Here is a 17,060-nt window from a genome sequence, read left to right on the forward strand (position 1 = left end):
AATCAATTTTAAAACTTTAAGTGTTTATAAATCGGCCACGGAATTAACTTGAGTATCATCGCTATAATCAACCAGTAGCGAGGGAAGAAACTCACGCCGATATCTTTATTAATATCGCGATATACCCGTTGCGCCAGTTCGCCGGGCGAGCCCTTAGACAAGGGTACGTTATACGCGAAGGCCAAATTTGTATCCATATATCCTAATACGTAAAACTGTACGATAATCTGTTTACCGACACAGGCATGGCGCAAGCTCTCAAAATAAAACTGCATCGCTGTTTTTGCCGTCGAATAAATCATGTTGGCTCCACGGCCGCGTATGGATGCAATACTTCCAAAACCAACAATAGATATCGCGCTGTCTTTGTGCGTTCTTTTTAATATTTCGGTAATGAGGCTGCAAATGGACAAGCAGTTCACCCTGAATAGTCCATCGATTGCTGATGCTTCTATTTCCAGGCTATCAGTATCGATCACAGCGCCCGCCGGAACAAGCATTCCTTTAAAAGCCTTACCTGCCAAATCGACGGCTTCCAGTATCTCCGAAAAGTCCGGCTGCGGAGCTGCAAGGTCTAATGTTACAGACGTGACCGAAATATCGAATCGTAGCATCAAGTCTAATGCGACAGCGTTAGTATCCCGTTTTTCACGGGAAACGAGCAGCAGGTCGTGTCCCTTTGCAGCAAATATCTCTGCAATAGCCCTGCCCACTCCTGAAGATGCGCCGACGATTATATACATATTAAACGCCTATCCTGGTACTTAACTCTGATTGATACATACGCAAAGGGTCAAATGTTTGCAATCGGGATTTGAATCCTGCGTAGCTAGGCAATGTTTGAGACACCACTTCTGCTGGAACTCTTGAGTCTTTGCTTAAATTAGGTTGCGCTCCCGTTTCAATAGCCAATTGATCGAGCAGCTTCAGGAAACCGGGCAGCCTACTATTTCGTTTAAAATTTAACGCGACCAGATAGCCTTCACCCGACATACTTAATGATGTTTGTTTGCCGAGGAACATTTTCAGGGAAATCATCACTAAAGGCGGATTATGTTGGTCGATCAAATCTTGAAGCTTCTGAATAAACGTTTCGGTAATCTGCTGACCGACAAGCACCTGTATTTCGGAGAAACCTTTCCGCCCGTAGAAACGGTGGTATAGCGTGTTATAAGCGAATGGGAATGTCGCTTTGTTCACGTCCATAATTTCAATGGGTCTCAATTTGTTCATTGCCATAAAGACGCGGTTCGCAACGGTTACTGTAGCATTATTCCAAAGTGAAAACCGTATCCCCGCGCGACTACGGGCAGTCATAGTCTTCTTTTTCGAACAAATGCCAATATCGGTTTGTTTGCCTTTCAACCAACGGCCCGAAAAGATTATCCCGGCACCAAAAGTCTTTCCTCGCCGCGTGCCGTCATGCCAACTGTAGATAAAATCCGATTGATCACTGTATTCGGCGAGTTTTTGCATCGCTTCGTTAAGCGAGGTTACCGGTATTTTTTTTACTTCAAACGCGTTTGAGGGTAATTCAATCAGCTGTAAAGTAACATCGAGAATAATCCCGGTCATACCGAACCCGCCGCAGGTCAGTTCGAATATTTCCGGATTTTCATTCCGGGACAACCGCATATAACCGTAAGTAGGATGGAACAAATTGATTTCTGTAACCCATTCCGAGAATGTTCCGTCTTTCCATGGATTCTTACCATGCGCATCTACTGCAACGCATCCTCCGACGGTTATTTCCGGGTAACCCGGCAGCACCGGAAAATACAAACTTCGTTGCATTGCCCAGTCCACCAGCTTTCCGAGGGGCATCCCCGCCTCAACTGTGACGGTCTTACGAGATTGATCGAAATTTAGAAAACGATCAAAATTATTCATCTCCTGAACAAGCGTGTTTTCGCCAAAACTGGCCGCCGAGAAAGAGTAGCCGCCACCGCGGGCTATTCGAGCCTGGCTGCCGAAATCCATTTCAAGATGCCGATAGCGATCCGGTCTTTGATGACGCGTACATAACTCCACCGCACCATCAAAAGAAATAAATGTTGATTCTTTTATCAGTTTTTCACTCATGTCTAATGCGCCTAAGTGCCTGTCTCGACTTCGAGTCAAATGTGAAAATCAGTATACCGACAACAGTAATACTGCCTAATAAAACGCCTTGAACCAACAGCGACGCCGCGACGCCAACTGATTTATCAAGATGCAACATTCCAAACGTTAACAGGAATGCGTATTGCAAGGTGCCTATGCCTGCCGGAGCGGATGGGATGGCGGCGGCCAAGCCGGTAATACCTTCCAGTAGTAGCACTTCCGAGAACGAAAGCGATACGCCAAGTGATTTAATGATTGCCCATATCGCTAAAGTATTAAATGTCCATATCAATAGGGTTTCTACAATAACCAGAGATAAATTTTTCGGCTTCAGAAGGATGTTAAATCCCTTTTTAAAATGCCCGAATCTTTCATGAAAAAACAATACCAGCTTATTCGAAAGCAGCCTGTTTTTGGTTAACAAATATAGCCCGCCGAGCATGAGAATACCCACTCCGGCGATTAAAAATGTAAAGCCCATATTGGACATTGCTCCCAATTGGCTCAATATCTCGAATGCTCCCCAGCAAGTCAACAAAAGCACAGCGGCAACATCAATCAGTTTTTCCAGCACTATGGTTCCCATAAGGGAAAAACGAGAAATATTTCTTTGAATGCCAAGAAGATGGGCTCTCAAAATATCCCCGACACGGAACGGAAATATATTATTTGCGGCAGTACTGATGCAGAACGAATTACTTACTGATGCGTATCGGATGGTATCATCCACACTAACCAGGATCCGCTTCCATCTAAGTATCCTTAACAGTATTTCGGCCCAATAAAATAGTAATGCGATCAATAGCCAGAATACATTTGTTTGCTGTAATAATTGGCTGATGTTGGCCACATCAACTTGCTTAACCACCAGGAAAATGAAGCACAAGCTTATCGCTATTCCAACATATCCTTGTAACCTGGATGCCATTTTCATTTTCTCAGGCCAGTATCAAGCTTTTACCGTGGCGCATGTTAGCCAAGCTGATAATAGAACCAGCCCATCGTTTTTGGAAACCATGACTTCTTGCGGATCAGCGACTGCTCCAATGGCGGCTACTTGTCGCGTGTTAAATATTCCCAGTGTATCTGCGCGCGCGCCGAGCAAGGCTATATTTACTGTAAGCTGAATAATCACCAGAAACAAAAGCGCTCTGCTGCTGGTACGATTTTGCATCCATTTCATCGATAGCAAAATTAATATGGGGAAGATTGCTTGAAAACCATGCAACGCGGGAACAGAAGGCGTACTAAAAATCATAACCAGCAGAAGTCCCGGCACTAAGATGCCGTAAAGAATAAGAAACTTATGTTCAGCAAAATATTGCTGACAGCCAGCATAGGCTTGGGCAAAAAACAAAATTCCAATTGCGCCTGGAATGCAAACAAGAGAGGCTTGCAATATCTGGTCGCCATTAAACGGGAATATTTCCAGGAACCTTGGGCTGACAAGCAGATAGAGATTAGGAATACGCACCCAAGCGGTATTGACGAGCGAGCCCCCGTTAAAAAGATTTTGAGCAATGAGGTCCGATGGCAATTTCAAAATGAATTTTGTCCAAATAAACCAAGGCGCGACAACGACTGAGAACGCTCCGCCATAGTGGATCAATTGCCGGTAAGATAGCGTATTGTTTTTAACCTGGTATCCAAGGTATACGGCAAAGCTCCCTGCAAATACTACAGCGTAAGGATGAGACAGATAAGCAAGTGCCGCAAATAACCCTGCCATAGCCGGCCAGCCTCGAACCGACAAGGTATGGATTGCTAAAAGAATATAGAACGCAGCCAAGGCTTTAGGCCATGTAAATATGACTTGAGAGATAAAATAAGGATTAATGACCAGAAGCAGCAGCCCGGCAACGGTAAACTCCCTGGTGAGCCCGAAGCTTTTGAACAGCAATGCAGCCCCTAGTATAAACATCGCATTTAAAACAATACCAACAACAAGAAATTGCCTGAAATATCGATCTTCACCCAATGTGCCTACATCGGGCCATAACGCGCCTACATATTGAAATTTAGGTAAAGGACTGTTTTGTCTGGGCGGGGGATCAAGCGCAGCCCGAAAGGGAATGGCCACGAGTGCCATAAGTATCGGTCTATTCGTCACTTCCTGGCCGGGCAGTATAGGATGTTCATCCTGAAATGAAATACCCCTTAAAAAATACTCTTCCACTAAGTAAGGTAGATAATTATCCGCAGGCAAATGGCCGGTTATCGTTTGTACTTTGACATGCAGATTATGATTCTTGAAGACATAGGGACCATCAAATAGGTCGTCCGGAAACTTTATAGTAGCGTGACTGATTGTTATGCAAATAAGTATTAAAAGTAACCAGGCAGACCAAGCTGTTGTTACACTTAGAGTGGTGTCAGTCTTCAGCTGAGCGAATAGCTTGACCTTCGACCAATAGACCGCGGCGATAGTATTAATGCCGATAATAAGGGCTATAGCAACGGCTTGCTGATGCGAAGGAATATTGCCGACAATCGAACCTATCACCGCATAAAAAAGAATACCGATGCCGGCCCCATAAGTGAATATTTCCAGCCGATCAAAGTTAAACCGACCGGCAAAGGCATAGAGCATGGCAATTCCGACAAACGGCAATGAGAGGGTAAGGAAGGTTGCAAAGATAAAATCAAAAACTACCGAATCAGGTGGAATAAACATCATCAAACTCCGTGTGACATTAAAATTGTCAGCATTTGCTTTGCCCTGGAAAAATAAGTATGGTCGTTCAATGTTCGAACTTGGGCTGCCTGTTGAATGACGGATGTATCTAATCGGCCTTCAGATATTTCCACCATAATTTCTTCGAACTCAGCTGCCGAATTGAACAGGATAATTTCCGTATTGGGCAGGTAATAGTCTTCTATTTCCAGGCTTTCGACAAAATAGAGCTGAGTCGTTCCGGCCATCGCAGCCTCGAATGTCCTCGGGCCGGGGGTAGAAGGAACTAACTTATACCGGTCGTTCGCATAATGAAAGTCGCGGCCAATGTTCAAAGTCAGCTTGGAGCGCGCATAAAAGTCGCTAAGCTCATCGTTGGCTAGTCTTAGGTTTTTTGCAAATGAGAGTTTGTTCTCGGGCCATTGATCGCCCAATACAGTTGTTTTGAATTTATTCAAAACAAGCTTAAGATCGTCTACCAACCTCACACGGTTCGGAAAAGCGACGCCACAGAAAAAAATGTCAATATCCTTGACCTGGGTCAATGGCCTCCAGTGGGCGGTCTTGCTCGCTGCAAGAGGTAAATGGAAAACCCGGTCATGATCGTAGTGTAGCGACGACCATTTGTCATTTGAAAAAATATAGTCGGCTATCGTGCAAACCTTGCTACTGTAATCAAATTCGTATGGATCGTCATGTAGCCAGAAAGCAAGCACAGCATTATTTTTATCGCACGCATAGCGTAATGCAAAATAATCCGCATCATCAGGCATGCATGACCCGAAGCAAACCACCAAGTCGGGGCTGTTTTGTTCGGTGATTCTGGCTGCCTGCTCCAACGGGCAATGGACAATGTTGTTCATGCCTGGCAATTGTTGAAAGCCTTCTACCACGTAGTTTCTCAATACAGTATTACGATTGGTTTGATCGGGAGATGCGCCTGTAATGAGTATGTTGGAAATACTCATAATATTTTTCTCTTCGCTGTTCGATAGAGCGCTATTTTTATCCCGTATATGACGCGTAACGCAGTTTTTTTAGTGCCGTGATTTCTTTTATATAGAAAAAGTTTATGGAGTAGGGATTCAAGTTTCTGAGGTTGATTGCTAATGACAGTCTGGGCTTGGCGATCATTGTTATGTTTAAACCATGTGTTCCGGTTTAGGACAATGCCGCAGTCGGATAAAGATAGACCTGATCCAGAAAGATGTTTTTTAGTAGACGCGTTCACCAAATAAAAATCCTGTAATAATTTGCCGTACAGGCCTTCGAGCCACGACATGTGTCCCTCGTTTGAAGCAAATAAACCGGGATTGATTTGGGAGCGTATTTTTTCAATCCGATCCGGCTGTGCAATAAGTTGTCTTAGGATGTCTACGACTGCACCAGGTTCCCCGATCGGAACCTTAAAGCCGTTTATGTCGTGGGTGACGCGTTCGCCGAGCGCGCCGATATCAGACACAATAGGCACCACGCCGGCCCGCCAGGCTTCCGATAAAGTAATGCAATAAGTTTCCGGCCAAATTGAAAGGTGCAGCGAGAGGGATGTTGCTTTCAGTCGGTCTACAATCGAACCCGCTTGAAATTCGCCATGAATTTTAACATTCGGATAGGCAAGGCGGCCGAAAAGTGTAGCGTAAGGCTCGGTAACCGTACCGAATACGTGAAATTGTACAGGGTCATCGCGCATTTGATTTAATGCATGTATAAGAACGTCGGCACCTTTATTCTTGGTAAAGTTACCGATGATCGCAATATGAATCGGATCTGATGAGCGCACATGATTTTTTATCGGATCAACGGCGCTATCGGCCGGCATTGGAATACCGTAAATTTGGAGTTGATTGCTCAAGCGCAGATTCGGGAACATTGCTTTGAACAATGCGGCAACGCTATCGGTATTTGCATGGAGTACGTCGACTTGCTCAAGAACACGGCCAAAGAACGCCCGGCGAACCGCTTGACTACCGGTTGCTGCATTGTCCATCGCATTTAAGCAAATATCACAGCTCACTGGCGGTAAGGCCGTTACATTGCAATAGCCCCCTTGATACCCGATTAAGTTGAAGTGACGACAGATGGCATAATAATCATGAAGGCTGGCAACGCTGGGTATACCTAATGCTTTTGTAATAAAAGGAAGTGAAGGTACGTGTCCAATTAAGTGCTGGAAATGGACGAGGTCTATTTCCAATAGCGATAAGATTTCTGAAAACTTGCGTTCCCGATTTGGGCATGAAAGTACGGTGTCGTCGATATCATTATCGAAATTGTGCGACTGGATAACAGCCATATCTTCATCATATAACGTATATTTTTTACCGAGCGGTAGTGCGGTACGGTCGACCGAATAAACAAAAAATCTGAAGCGCTCTTTGAGCGAATTGATAATTTCCTGTTGATAGACCTCTACGCCGCCATAAGGCTGTACATTTAATATATTGTGCGTGACAAACAAAACGTTTGGGCGTTGGTTATGAATATGGCTCTGCTTGGGTTTGTCAAGTTTGGCTACTTCAGAATAAATGGTGTCTATTCGATGAGAATACAAATGGGCATTTAATGCGCGTTCTTGTGCGGCCTTGGCTATCGCTATGCGTTTGTCCGGATTCGACAAAAAAAACTTAAGTTTCTCTATACACTCCTCCGGTGTGTGAAAGCCGGCAAATTGGGTATCTTCATCAAAGTATTCCGTTACCTCGGGTAATGACATATCAATTAATTGGAAACCGCCTGCCAAAGCGACCTCGAACAGACGTGGGCCGGGTGTTTGTGCCGCCGATATATTTCCAGACGCCGAAAAATCACGATGCAAGGTCAAGGTTACCCGGCTTCTATTTGAAAATTTGGCAAACTCGGAATTGGGCGTTTTCCATAGATAAGCGCTGGGCGCCATATTGAGCTTCGGTGCCGGTATATGGGGATTATATGGCAGTGCTATCTTTACCTTTAATCCTGCTAAACTCGACTGAAGACGCTTAATAAACTCTACCCGGTTTGGCCATGCGGTACCTACAAAAAAGAGGTCGTAAAGAAAGTCGTCATTCTGTTCGAAGCGAGTTTCATGAAAATGTATATAAGGGCTCGCGGCGAAAGGGAGATGGCGGCCTTTCTGCCCGTAAGTGTTAACGCTGCTGCTATTATTGGTGAAGATGAGATCAAAAAGATCCGCGTTCACCTGATTAATGCTGTTCTCATAAGGATCTTCAGTAACCCAGAGCAAACTTGTTCCGCAAAGCGTAGCGAGGCGGGCGCAAATACCGCGTTCAACTTCTTCACCATCAAAAGCGACGAACAGATTGCAATTGTTGGCAAGCGCTCGAGTGATGGCATTGCCGTAATCCGCTTTTACAATTTTTTCAGTCTGTGGATGCGCTTCAAACGCTTCTTTAATTGCGAGGCAGATATAATGATTCGGGTTACTTTTTTTAGTGTCTAAGAGCAGAACGCGCCACATTTTTGTCATCGTCAACGTCCTCTCACTTCGTAGTAGAGCTGATAGTAAAGAAAGATTTTGTGGCTCTTAATGGATAAGTTAAGCGCCAACTAGATGAGGCTAAGATTTGGTGTATTTCACGATCCTGCTCCGTCACGGTTTGATTAAGCTTGGCAATATATTCATCGCGTTCGACCACGGCTTGACGGAGGTTGGCGATTTGGCTGTCGCGATCGTCAATGCCCTGCTTGAGGCTGACGATTTGGCTGTCGCGATCGTCAATGCCCTGCTTGAGGGTGACGATTTGGTTGTCGCGATCGACTAGGTCTTGGTTGAGGTTGGCTATCTTGTTGTCGCGTTCCGCCAGTTTTTGCTCCAGGTCGAGTGCGCATTGGGCAAGGCCGTTTATTTCTTTTCCGGTCCACAGTAGGCGCCATTTTTCGAACAGCCGCTCACGGCCTTGCTGCTGCATATCTTCGTTTGCTATCAGGCCCACACCGGAATTTCCCTGCGCTCGATAGACAGCACTAATTTTGTTCACATGCAGGAAAGATGTGCGGCGTGAAAGTTGGAGCCAGAAATCCCAATCCTCATAGACATCCATATTTTCGTCGAAACGCGCCCCGCCGTCTCCAATTAGGCTGCGGGAAAACAGTAATGCATGGATAGGTATGAAGTTGGATGCAAATAACCTCTTTTGATCAAAAGGGAAATTGAAATCGCCCTTTACTTGCCCTTTATCATCTTCCACCCGAACACCGGCATAAACAGCATTGATTTGAGGATGTTGATGTAGTGCTTGAATCAGGTTAACGATGTGATCGGGATCAAGCGTATCATCATCGTCGAGGAAGATCAGCCACTGTCCCTTGGATCTTTCCAGTGCCAGATTAGCAGCATGTGCACGCGAAAGAGAGCTGCCGTTAAGGGCGAATTCCAAGCGCAGGGGAAAACGCCCACAGGTTGCTCCGATGGCGGGATGAGTTTTGCCGCAGGCCGCAACCGCTACTACCTCAATGTGACTATAGGTTTGCAAGCTCACTGAATCAAGGGTTTCCCTCAAGGTAGGCCGGTTCATACTGCGGATCAGGATCGATACTAGTGGCAAATCATCGGGTACTTGGGGTAGCTGGAGGGTATGTTGCCGGGCATATTCGGGTTGATAAAGAAGCAGCGGATCTCGCGCTAATTCCGAGCTCGTCACTAGTTGATAGGCTTCTGCAGCCGCGATCTCTTTGGGTAGGGTGTAAGCGCGGTAGCGGTTCAGTGCGAGGATGTGTTCGTCGTAACGCTGGAGTTTTAACTGGGAAACGAAGCAGGACATCGCTGCCTGTTTCCTATTCAGCAAGTCACTGATGTCGAGCAAGAAATTGGGTTGTTGCAGTGGAATACCGACCTCATACATAGCCAGGCGCAGGGTGCCGTCGAGTCGACGCACGGCCTCGACGACTGCCATCGCCAGCTGACGGTGGTCGGGGTGCATCTCGCGCAGGGAAGGGGCATACACAAGCAGGCCGTCTTGATGAGCTTCCATCGTTTGGACGAGACGTTCAATTAGCGCTTCTCCATATTCAATGCCGCGATCCGGCAGGCGCCAGAATTCGGGCTCTGGATACCCAAGTAGCTCGGCGGCAGCACAGCTTTCCGCCTCGCGGGCTTCGACCAGCGTCTGACGTTCCGCATCGCCCATATGGAACGCGCCATCGCTCAAAATCACCACATGCACTGGTACGCCCGCCGCGACATGGCGCATGATCGCTCCGCCACAACCGAAAATCTCGTCGTCGGGATGGGGTGCGAAAACTACTACGGAGTTCGCGTTAATGCATTGAACGGCTTGATAAGGGATAAGTTTGTTTTCCATTGGGGGTTAATCTAGGGGGGTTAAAATAGATTAGGCTGTGGGATCAATGAAAGTCCGTATCGCCGCCCATCAACCACCAGCGATCTTGCAATTCACTGGCAGAAATGCCCGGCGTCCAGCAAAAATTGGGCAGCACAATGTCGGTCGATGTTATCTCTCCTGTTTCGCCTGCCAACAGGGGCGCATGTTGCGCGGTGATCCAGGCATATGCGAGTGATTTGTCCAGATTCCAAGCTAGGCGACGGACATTGTGCACCAATATCGGCATGTGTTTTGGCGGTGCAATGAGATCCAAAAGTTCCACGCTGTCTTCCAATATCCGTACTACGAAGATGCCAATAGGGCTTCCTGTTAAGCGCGAAGAAACTAAAAATACTTGGTAATTTATAGTCGGATGACTGAGATAGCGGTGCTGCAAGTAATTCCAATCACGCACGCCGATGACTTGATCGCGCATGGCTTCGGCCATTTGATTCCATAACAAGTCAACTGTCGTATGCTGATCGGGCTTCAGGATGCGGGTGCTGGTTTTTAAGCTTGGGCGGGTTTTCAATGCCGGCCAAGCGACGCGCATGATTTCCCCGATTTGCTCGTAAAGGCCCAGAAGAGCGCCCAGACGATAGGCTCTTTCCGATGGGAACCCGAAAGCCAAGGAAAATGTCTTGCCCTGTCCGACAAAGCGCTCTAAAAAATTTGAAGCTGCCAGGTAAAAAGGACCTTTACGCGTCAATATTCCGCGCTCTTGCGGATGAATCATCACATCGCCGATCTGCACGGCGGTTGCCGAAGAACCGAATAAGCGGACAGCACGGGGCAATCCGCCGTAAAAGGCCACGGGGCGATTATCGCGGCGCACCATAGCACCCAGAGTATCCAAACCTTGATATTTCCACCGCCAGAGTTCGGGAGGCATTTCATGCCCGAAAGCCGCACTGAATAAGGTTAATAGCTCGGCTTCATTTTCGGGATGAGCCCATTCCGTTATCCAGGCGCGCTGCTCGGACGTTTTTTTCTTGAGTTGCAAGAAGCAGTATCCGTAACGCCCATCGCGGTATTTATTGAGATGATTTTGGAGGGAATGGATCAATCCGTCAATTTGTTCGCCGGGTAAATCGAGATCGCGAATCAAGTCCTCGCGATACCTCGTAACGGCGTCCAAGAGATAGGCATTGGTCGGCGCAGCTTGGCTACTTAAGTCAAGTCGTTCGATAATATCGAAACCCGATGCGTCGCTCAGGGAAATGTAATCATCGATCAGCGGTAGGCCGGGCTCGGAGGATTTATGTAGCGATATTTCATCCATAATGATGATTTGGCCTTCGTCACGCAATAAGCTGGAGGCTTTACGAAAGAGGGTTTCGGTATCGATATATTGCGCACTTTCCTGGAAAATAATCAGGTCGAATTTTTGTGTATCGGTAAAATCTTCCAATCGCTCGCAGAAGGTGGGCAGGTTTTCTCCATGGAGATTTTTTGCGTAGTTGATTTGGTTTGCGTCAGGGGAGATCCCTGTCGCATCGTAACCTGCTTTTACCAAGTTAGAGAGCGTGATGCCTAAGCCAATGCCGATTTCAAGGATTCTGCATGGGCACGGTGGCAAATGCGAAAAAAGAAAGTCGGTTGCGCGTTGTTGCGCTTTGTCGAAGCTTTGGTTGTCTTGTTCGAACAGGCCGTAGTGCAGATGCCGGAAGTTGCCGTAATCCTTGTAAAGGATATGGGAGTATGCGTTCAATGGGAATGTAAAGTTTTTATACAGTAGCATGATTCATTCTCGCCGCATTACTTGTTCAAACTGAAGACAATGCTTTTGTCGGTGAGCTCTTGCAATGTTTGCTGCTTCACGAGCAGCAGGTTTTCAAGGATAGGTCGGGGATAACCGCATTCTGTTGCTGCTTTTACAGCGGCGTCGGCGATCGAGGCGTTACTATGTTTTCTTAATTCCGATGTGAGTCCGATGAAATCAAGCTTGGTTAAACAGTCCAGTTCTTGTTTCAGCTGGTCATGCTCCAGTGGCGACCATACCGTACCGTTATAGGCGATGGCGCTGAAGCCCTGGTTTTCAATCCATTCCATCCATGTAACAGGCTGAATACCTGCTTCCATCATCGAAAGAGGGGAAAATTCACATAAAATTTTTACGTTTGGGCTTGCGGCCAGTGTGTTACTTAATCCTCGCAACGCAAATATTTCGTAGCCTTCGATGTCGATCTTAATAAAGTCGAGAGGAGCCAGGGCAAGGTCATCGCCGCAGCAGACAGGAACTTCCATGAAAGATTCGTCGCAGCAAATGGAGTCGTAGAGCCGGTGCATGCCGATATTGTCTTTACTACGGAAAAGTTTGGCGGTGCCGGTAGCTGCGCCAAGCGCCAGCGCATGCAGGCGAACGCGATTAGTTTTTTGAAAATCCTGGGTATTGGCGTCCAATAAGGCGAAATTATCCGGATCCGGCTCAATAGCATCCACAATCCCCGACGGTCCGACCCAATCGGCGAACAAGGCTGTGTAATAGCCGATGTTCGCGCCTATATCGAATACCCGGTCTCCCGGGTTTATAAGTGCCTGCGCCAATGCGGTTTCAACCGGTTCAAAAATGCCGGTTTTGGCTAGTTCCAAACTGTCGGCATAATCAACCCAGAATGGGCGGCCGGTAAATAATTTGGTCAATTGCCGTTCGGCACTTTTCGAACGCAAGATAGGGGCTGATAGGGGGGCGTGACCCGCTGAAGTTTGCCATCGGCAGGGCAAACTCACCAGGCCCGGTGAAGGCAAGGAGTCCTCGATCTTGATGGAGGCCACGTCCAGTGCGTTGTCATAGATATGAATAGCATCTTCGCTGGCCAGGTAAACCGCTACACGGTATTCCCCTTTGCGCAAAGGTAAATTGGGGAATTCGAGAGTGACTTCTCCTTTTCCATGTTCGTCGCGTTCGATGGCAATATTTTCAAAGCAGCTGACCGCGCAGGCTACGGTTACCAAGGTACCGTAATCAATGGTTGCACCTACAGTGGGTATGGGCAATTCGGGATCGGATTCGAATTGTAAACGAATGGATAAGGTGTTCTCACCCGGGCGGCCATGCAATATTCGGTCTGTTATGCCGTCCAAGCTGACTTCGATGTGACTGAAGCGGGCGTGGCCTTGTGGCGGAGAAGGACTGTTCGCTATCGGTGCGGCAAGTTCGGTTTTCGCCTCGCCGATATTGCCGAGCAAAAAATCGCTGTAGCGCCGAACTACTTCTTGTGGTTCGCCTAACAGCATCAGTTTGCCATGATCCAGCCATAGCACCCGATCACAAAAGGCTTCCATTTGATATAAGGAATGTGAACAGAACAAAATGGTTTTGCCCGCTTCTTTCATGCCGCGGATGCGCTCGAAGGATTTGCGGGCAAATTCGCCATCCCCTACCGACAAGGCTTCGTCTACCACAAGAATATCGGGATCGACGGTGGTAGCTACCGAGAAAGCCAGGCGTACATACATGCCGCTGGAATAGGTTTTGACCGGCTGATCAAGAAAATCGCGGATACCGGAAAAATCTACAATTTCTTCGAATCGTGCGTCGATTTCCTGCTTGGACAGCCCTAAAATGGAAGCGGATAGATACACATTTTCCCGTCCCGAGAATTCCGGGTTGAAACCGGAACCGAGTTCCAGCAACGCAGAGATGCGACCGCGGACATCGACGCTGCCGGAGGTGGGGTTCAGGGTATTGCAAAGTAATTGCAGCAGAGTGGATTTGCCCGCGCCATTGCGTCCGACAATGCCCAAAACCTCGCCAGGCATGATATCAAGGCTGACATCATGCAATGCCCAAAATTCACGGTAATATTGATGGCGTCCCCCCCGTAAAAATTGTTTTAGACGGTCCTGCGGTTGGGCGTAAAGTTGATAACACTTGCTTAGATTTTTGATACTGATGGCAGGTTCAAAGGACATCGGCAAATCCCTTTTTGGTCTTTTCAAACCAGAATAGGCCTAACCAGGCAACGGCAATGGAAACGACGCTGTATATAGCTAAATAGCTCCAATTCGGCTGTTGTCCCCACACTAAAATATTACGAACTTGTTCAACAATTAAAGTGAGCGGGTTCATAAGCAGGTATTTGCTTACCGCTATCGGCAGAGAGCTCAAAGGGTAAAAGATGGGGCTCATGAACATTAGTACGGTTAGCGTCATGCCGACAATTTGTCCGACATCCCGGATAAAAACCCCGATAGATGCCAGTATCCACGATAAGCCCATAATCAGCACCAAAAACGGCAGCAATATGACCGGCAACCATAGCATGGTCCAGAAAAAATCATGACCGAGCACGGTCAAAAAAATCAGTAATACGAATATGCTGATGCCTGCATGAAAAAGAGCAGAGCCCAGGGCTATCCAAGGCAATATTTCCAGTGGAAAAATGACTTTTTTGACGTAATTGATATTGGCCAGGATAAGTCCCGGCGCACGCGAAATACATTCGGAAAACAGGTTGAATACGATCAGACCGGTAAACAGCACCAGAGCAAATTCGTATTTGTCCGTGTCGCCTTGCCCCCATCGTGTTTTGAATACAAAACCAAACACGAAAGTGTAAATTATAAGCATCAGAACGGGATTAACGAACGACCATAATAAACCCAGAAATGAGCCGCGGTAACGACCGATAACTTCGCGTTTGACCATTTGCAGGATTAAGGGGTAATTTCTCTGTAAGCTGAGAAATATGTTTAAAAAACGGGGTGTTGTCGAGTTCAAAATAAAATCAGGGGAAAACCACAAAATGTTAAAAATTTATTATCGCAGATAAAAATTATCTACGCGATAAGTGTTTTTACTGATCGTACAGCGGCAGACTAGCGGACGGTCAGCTGAAAAATAAGAAATGCTTCAATATGAGAAAGGCAGATTATTCGTCTTGCTCTCCACTTGCAACATGGTTCAAGTACTGAATATTTTTGATCTCCAAGGCATTGCCATTACGCACAATAACGCCATTTGTTTGTAGTTTTTGAAACACACGGGTGACTGTTTCTCGTGTGACATTGATCATGATCGCAATTTCCTGATGAGTGGGGGCGAGTGTAATGACTTGTTCTCCAGAGGGGGTTTTTATAGTTAATTGGATCAGCTGTGCGCAGACGCGTTGCAGCGGAGAGGGCATGGTTAGCAGTGTTCGTTGTGCGAGCGTTTCGCGCAAGCGTCGAGCCAGTCGGGCGTTGACAATAGCGGCCACCTGCGGGATCTCGTTAATAAGCTGCAAAATGATTTTCGCCGGTACGGTGACGAAACGCGATGGTGCCAATGAAATCACAAATTCATGAGTAGGCAGTTGATCTACAACAGCAAGCTCGCCGAAAAAATCGCTTGGCTCCACAAAATAAAGTCCTGCTTCCCGTCCGTCGAGAGTAATGTCGACTCCTTGCAGTCGCCCATCCAATAATAAGCCAAGAGAGTGAGCGAGTTGATTTTTCTCCATGACAACCTTACGTCGAGGCACCTCTACCAGTTGTGCGTGCTGACTTAGTGGGCGAATAATGTCATCAGGTATCGGTTTGAAAAGATCAAACTGCTTAAGAAGCAGAGGGTCAACCGGCATGAGGATACAAATCTTTGTTCAAAACCAAGGAATCCCTTTATATATTATAATCAAGCGCTTTAAGGGCTGTAGCTAGGGCGGGATGCTAAGCGGCATATTTTTTTATTATAGGGTACTCATAGGCTGATCGCTACTATTTTGGTTTATGATACATGAAGTCTGTACCCGCTGCACTACGGCCAGACTTCATGATCAGGGCAAACGCATTAAAATTTTAGGCCGAATACCACATCCTCACGAAAGTCATCACTCAAAGCCGCCTTAAAACGTTTTTGCTTGAGACTCAGTTTAGAAGGCAGCATCTCAAATAAATTTAGGGTCAGATGACGAAGCATAGCTAAAATTACAGGAGTACTGTCTATTCGAATTCGACAATCGTCTTCCCGCATGACAACATCTAATCGCCAATGCAGACGATTTTCTATTCCCCAATGAGAACGTACCGCATGAGCAAAAAGCTTGGCATCGGCAGTAATGGAATTGATGAAATAACGCTTTTCAAGGCTAGTTTTTCCTGCGCTGATGCATTCGCGCTCCACCATGCCAATGCTGTGCAATCCCGCCCAGCGCGCAGGGTTTGGCAGCGTGTTGATGTCGTCGCAAATCCAGTAGCGACGAATCTCCAACCGCCCATGGCCTTTGTCGGTTTCTTCGGCATAGTTATGCTTGATGCCCTTAAAGTGGTTTCTTTGCGCCAGTGTGAAATAATCGTTCACCGCTTCGTGCAATAAGGGCTGATTGTCTTTGAGACCCAACACAGTGTCGCCGCTCTGATCGATGATTTGCTGGGCAATCGCCGTTTGGCATCCCATGGCGTCAATAGTGATGATACAGCCCTTCAAATCGAGCAACTCCAGTAGCTTGGGAATGGCGGTAATTTCGTTCGATTTTTCGGCGGTGGCTTCCTGCCCAAGCACCAATCGATTAGCGCAAGCCCATGCGCTAACGAGGTGTAAAGGCGATTTTCCCTGTTTACGATCCTTCGATCCTCGGGAAGCCTTACCATCTATAGCGATCACCTCGCCGTCCGTTTTTTCCCTAATCCCTTCGACCCAGGCCATAAAACAAGACCGGAAGCCTTCGGGAGAAATTCGGGCAAACACATAAGCAAGGCAATCATGAGAAGGTACGCCGTTTTTCAAAGGAACAAAACGACGCAACCAGTCCAACTTCTCATGACCAAAGTCGGCAATGCCTTGCCATCCTTCGGCTCCGCTAGTGATTGCACAGACGCTGAGGACCATGATATCAATTAAGCAATGAAGCTTTTTACGTTCAATTCGAGGGTCTTCAAGCGTAGCAAAGTGCTCTACTAAACTCATACTTATTCAACTCTTCTACAATAGTCATCTTTCCTAAATAATCAGTATGGCACCCATCTTTATAGGGTTAAAATAA

12 protein-coding genes are annotated in these 17,060 nt (G+C 46.9%); all 12 read right to left on the reverse strand.

The window, feature by feature from the left end; genetic code table 11:
• Positions 1–8: 8 nt before the first annotated feature.
• The 12 genes from V7051_RS05675 to V7051_RS05730 all read right to left on the reverse strand — a co-directional run bounded on the left by V7051_RS05675 (position 9) and on the right by V7051_RS05730 (position 16,984).
• Positions 9–743 carry an SDR family NAD(P)-dependent oxidoreductase gene (locus V7051_RS05675; protein ID WP_333873886.1) on the reverse strand — a complete coding sequence of 245 codons (735 nt, stop codon included), beginning with the start codon at positions 741–743 and terminating at the stop codon, positions 9–11.
• Position 744: 1 nt separating this feature from the next.
• Complete coding sequence (locus V7051_RS05680; RefSeq protein WP_333873885.1) at positions 745–2,082, reverse strand: FAD-binding oxidoreductase; 1,338 nt, start codon at positions 2,080–2,082, stop codon at positions 745–747.
• Complete coding sequence (locus V7051_RS05685) at positions 2,075–3,031, reverse strand: lysylphosphatidylglycerol synthase transmembrane domain-containing protein (RefSeq protein ID WP_333873884.1); 957 nt, start codon at positions 3,029–3,031, stop codon at positions 2,075–2,077. Before V7051_RS05685 ends, V7051_RS05680 begins: the two co-directional genes overlap by 8 nt.
• A gap of 21 nt (positions 3,032–3,052) precedes the next feature.
• The gene (locus V7051_RS05690; protein ID WP_333873883.1) at positions 3,053–4,780 is read right to left on the reverse strand and encodes a hypothetical protein; all 1,728 of its coding nucleotides are present in this window, start codon (positions 4,778–4,780) and stop codon (positions 3,053–3,055) included.
• The gene (locus tag V7051_RS05695; RefSeq protein WP_333873882.1) at positions 4,780–5,745 is read right to left on the reverse strand and encodes a CgeB family protein; all 966 of its coding nucleotides are present in this window, start codon (positions 5,743–5,745) and stop codon (positions 4,780–4,782) included. The genes V7051_RS05690 and V7051_RS05695 overlap by 1 nt, the downstream gene beginning before the upstream one ends.
• The gene (locus V7051_RS05700) at positions 5,742–8,243 is read right to left on the reverse strand and encodes a glycosyltransferase family protein (protein WP_333873881.1); all 2,502 of its coding nucleotides are present in this window, start codon (positions 8,241–8,243) and stop codon (positions 5,742–5,744) included. The genes V7051_RS05695 and V7051_RS05700 overlap by 4 nt, the downstream gene beginning before the upstream one ends.
• 13 nt (positions 8,244–8,256) lie before the next feature.
• Positions 8,257–10,077: a PIG-L family deacetylase gene (locus tag V7051_RS05705; RefSeq protein WP_333873880.1), complete on the reverse strand. Its 1,821-nt coding sequence runs from the start codon at positions 10,075–10,077 to the stop codon at positions 8,257–8,259.
• Between the two features lie 43 nt (positions 10,078–10,120).
• Entirely contained in the window at positions 10,121–11,839 is a 1,719-nt protein-coding gene (locus tag V7051_RS05710; RefSeq protein ID WP_333873879.1) for a methyltransferase domain-containing protein, read from the reverse strand.
• Between the two features lie 17 nt (positions 11,840–11,856).
• Positions 11,857–14,013, reverse strand: coding sequence for an FkbM family methyltransferase (locus V7051_RS05715; RefSeq protein ID WP_333873878.1), 2,157 nt, complete (start codon positions 14,011–14,013; stop codon positions 11,857–11,859).
• Positions 14,003–14,749, reverse strand: coding sequence for an ABC transporter permease (locus V7051_RS05720; protein WP_334168725.1), 747 nt, complete (start codon positions 14,747–14,749; stop codon positions 14,003–14,005). Before V7051_RS05720 ends, V7051_RS05715 begins: the two co-directional genes overlap by 11 nt.
• A gap of 223 nt (positions 14,750–14,972) precedes the next feature.
• Positions 14,973–15,662 carry a Crp/Fnr family transcriptional regulator gene (locus V7051_RS05725; protein WP_333873876.1) on the reverse strand — a complete coding sequence of 230 codons (690 nt, stop codon included), beginning with the start codon at positions 15,660–15,662 and terminating at the stop codon, positions 14,973–14,975.
• 206 nt (positions 15,663–15,868) lie between these two features.
• Entirely contained in the window at positions 15,869–16,984 is a 1,116-nt protein-coding gene (locus V7051_RS05730; RefSeq protein WP_333873875.1) for an ISAs1 family transposase, read from the reverse strand.
• Positions 16,985–17,060: the final 76 nt, after the last annotated feature.

Source organism: Methylobacter sp., from assembly GCF_036845245.1.
GTDB lineage: Bacteria > Pseudomonadota > Gammaproteobacteria > Methylococcales > Methylomonadaceae > Methylobacter_A.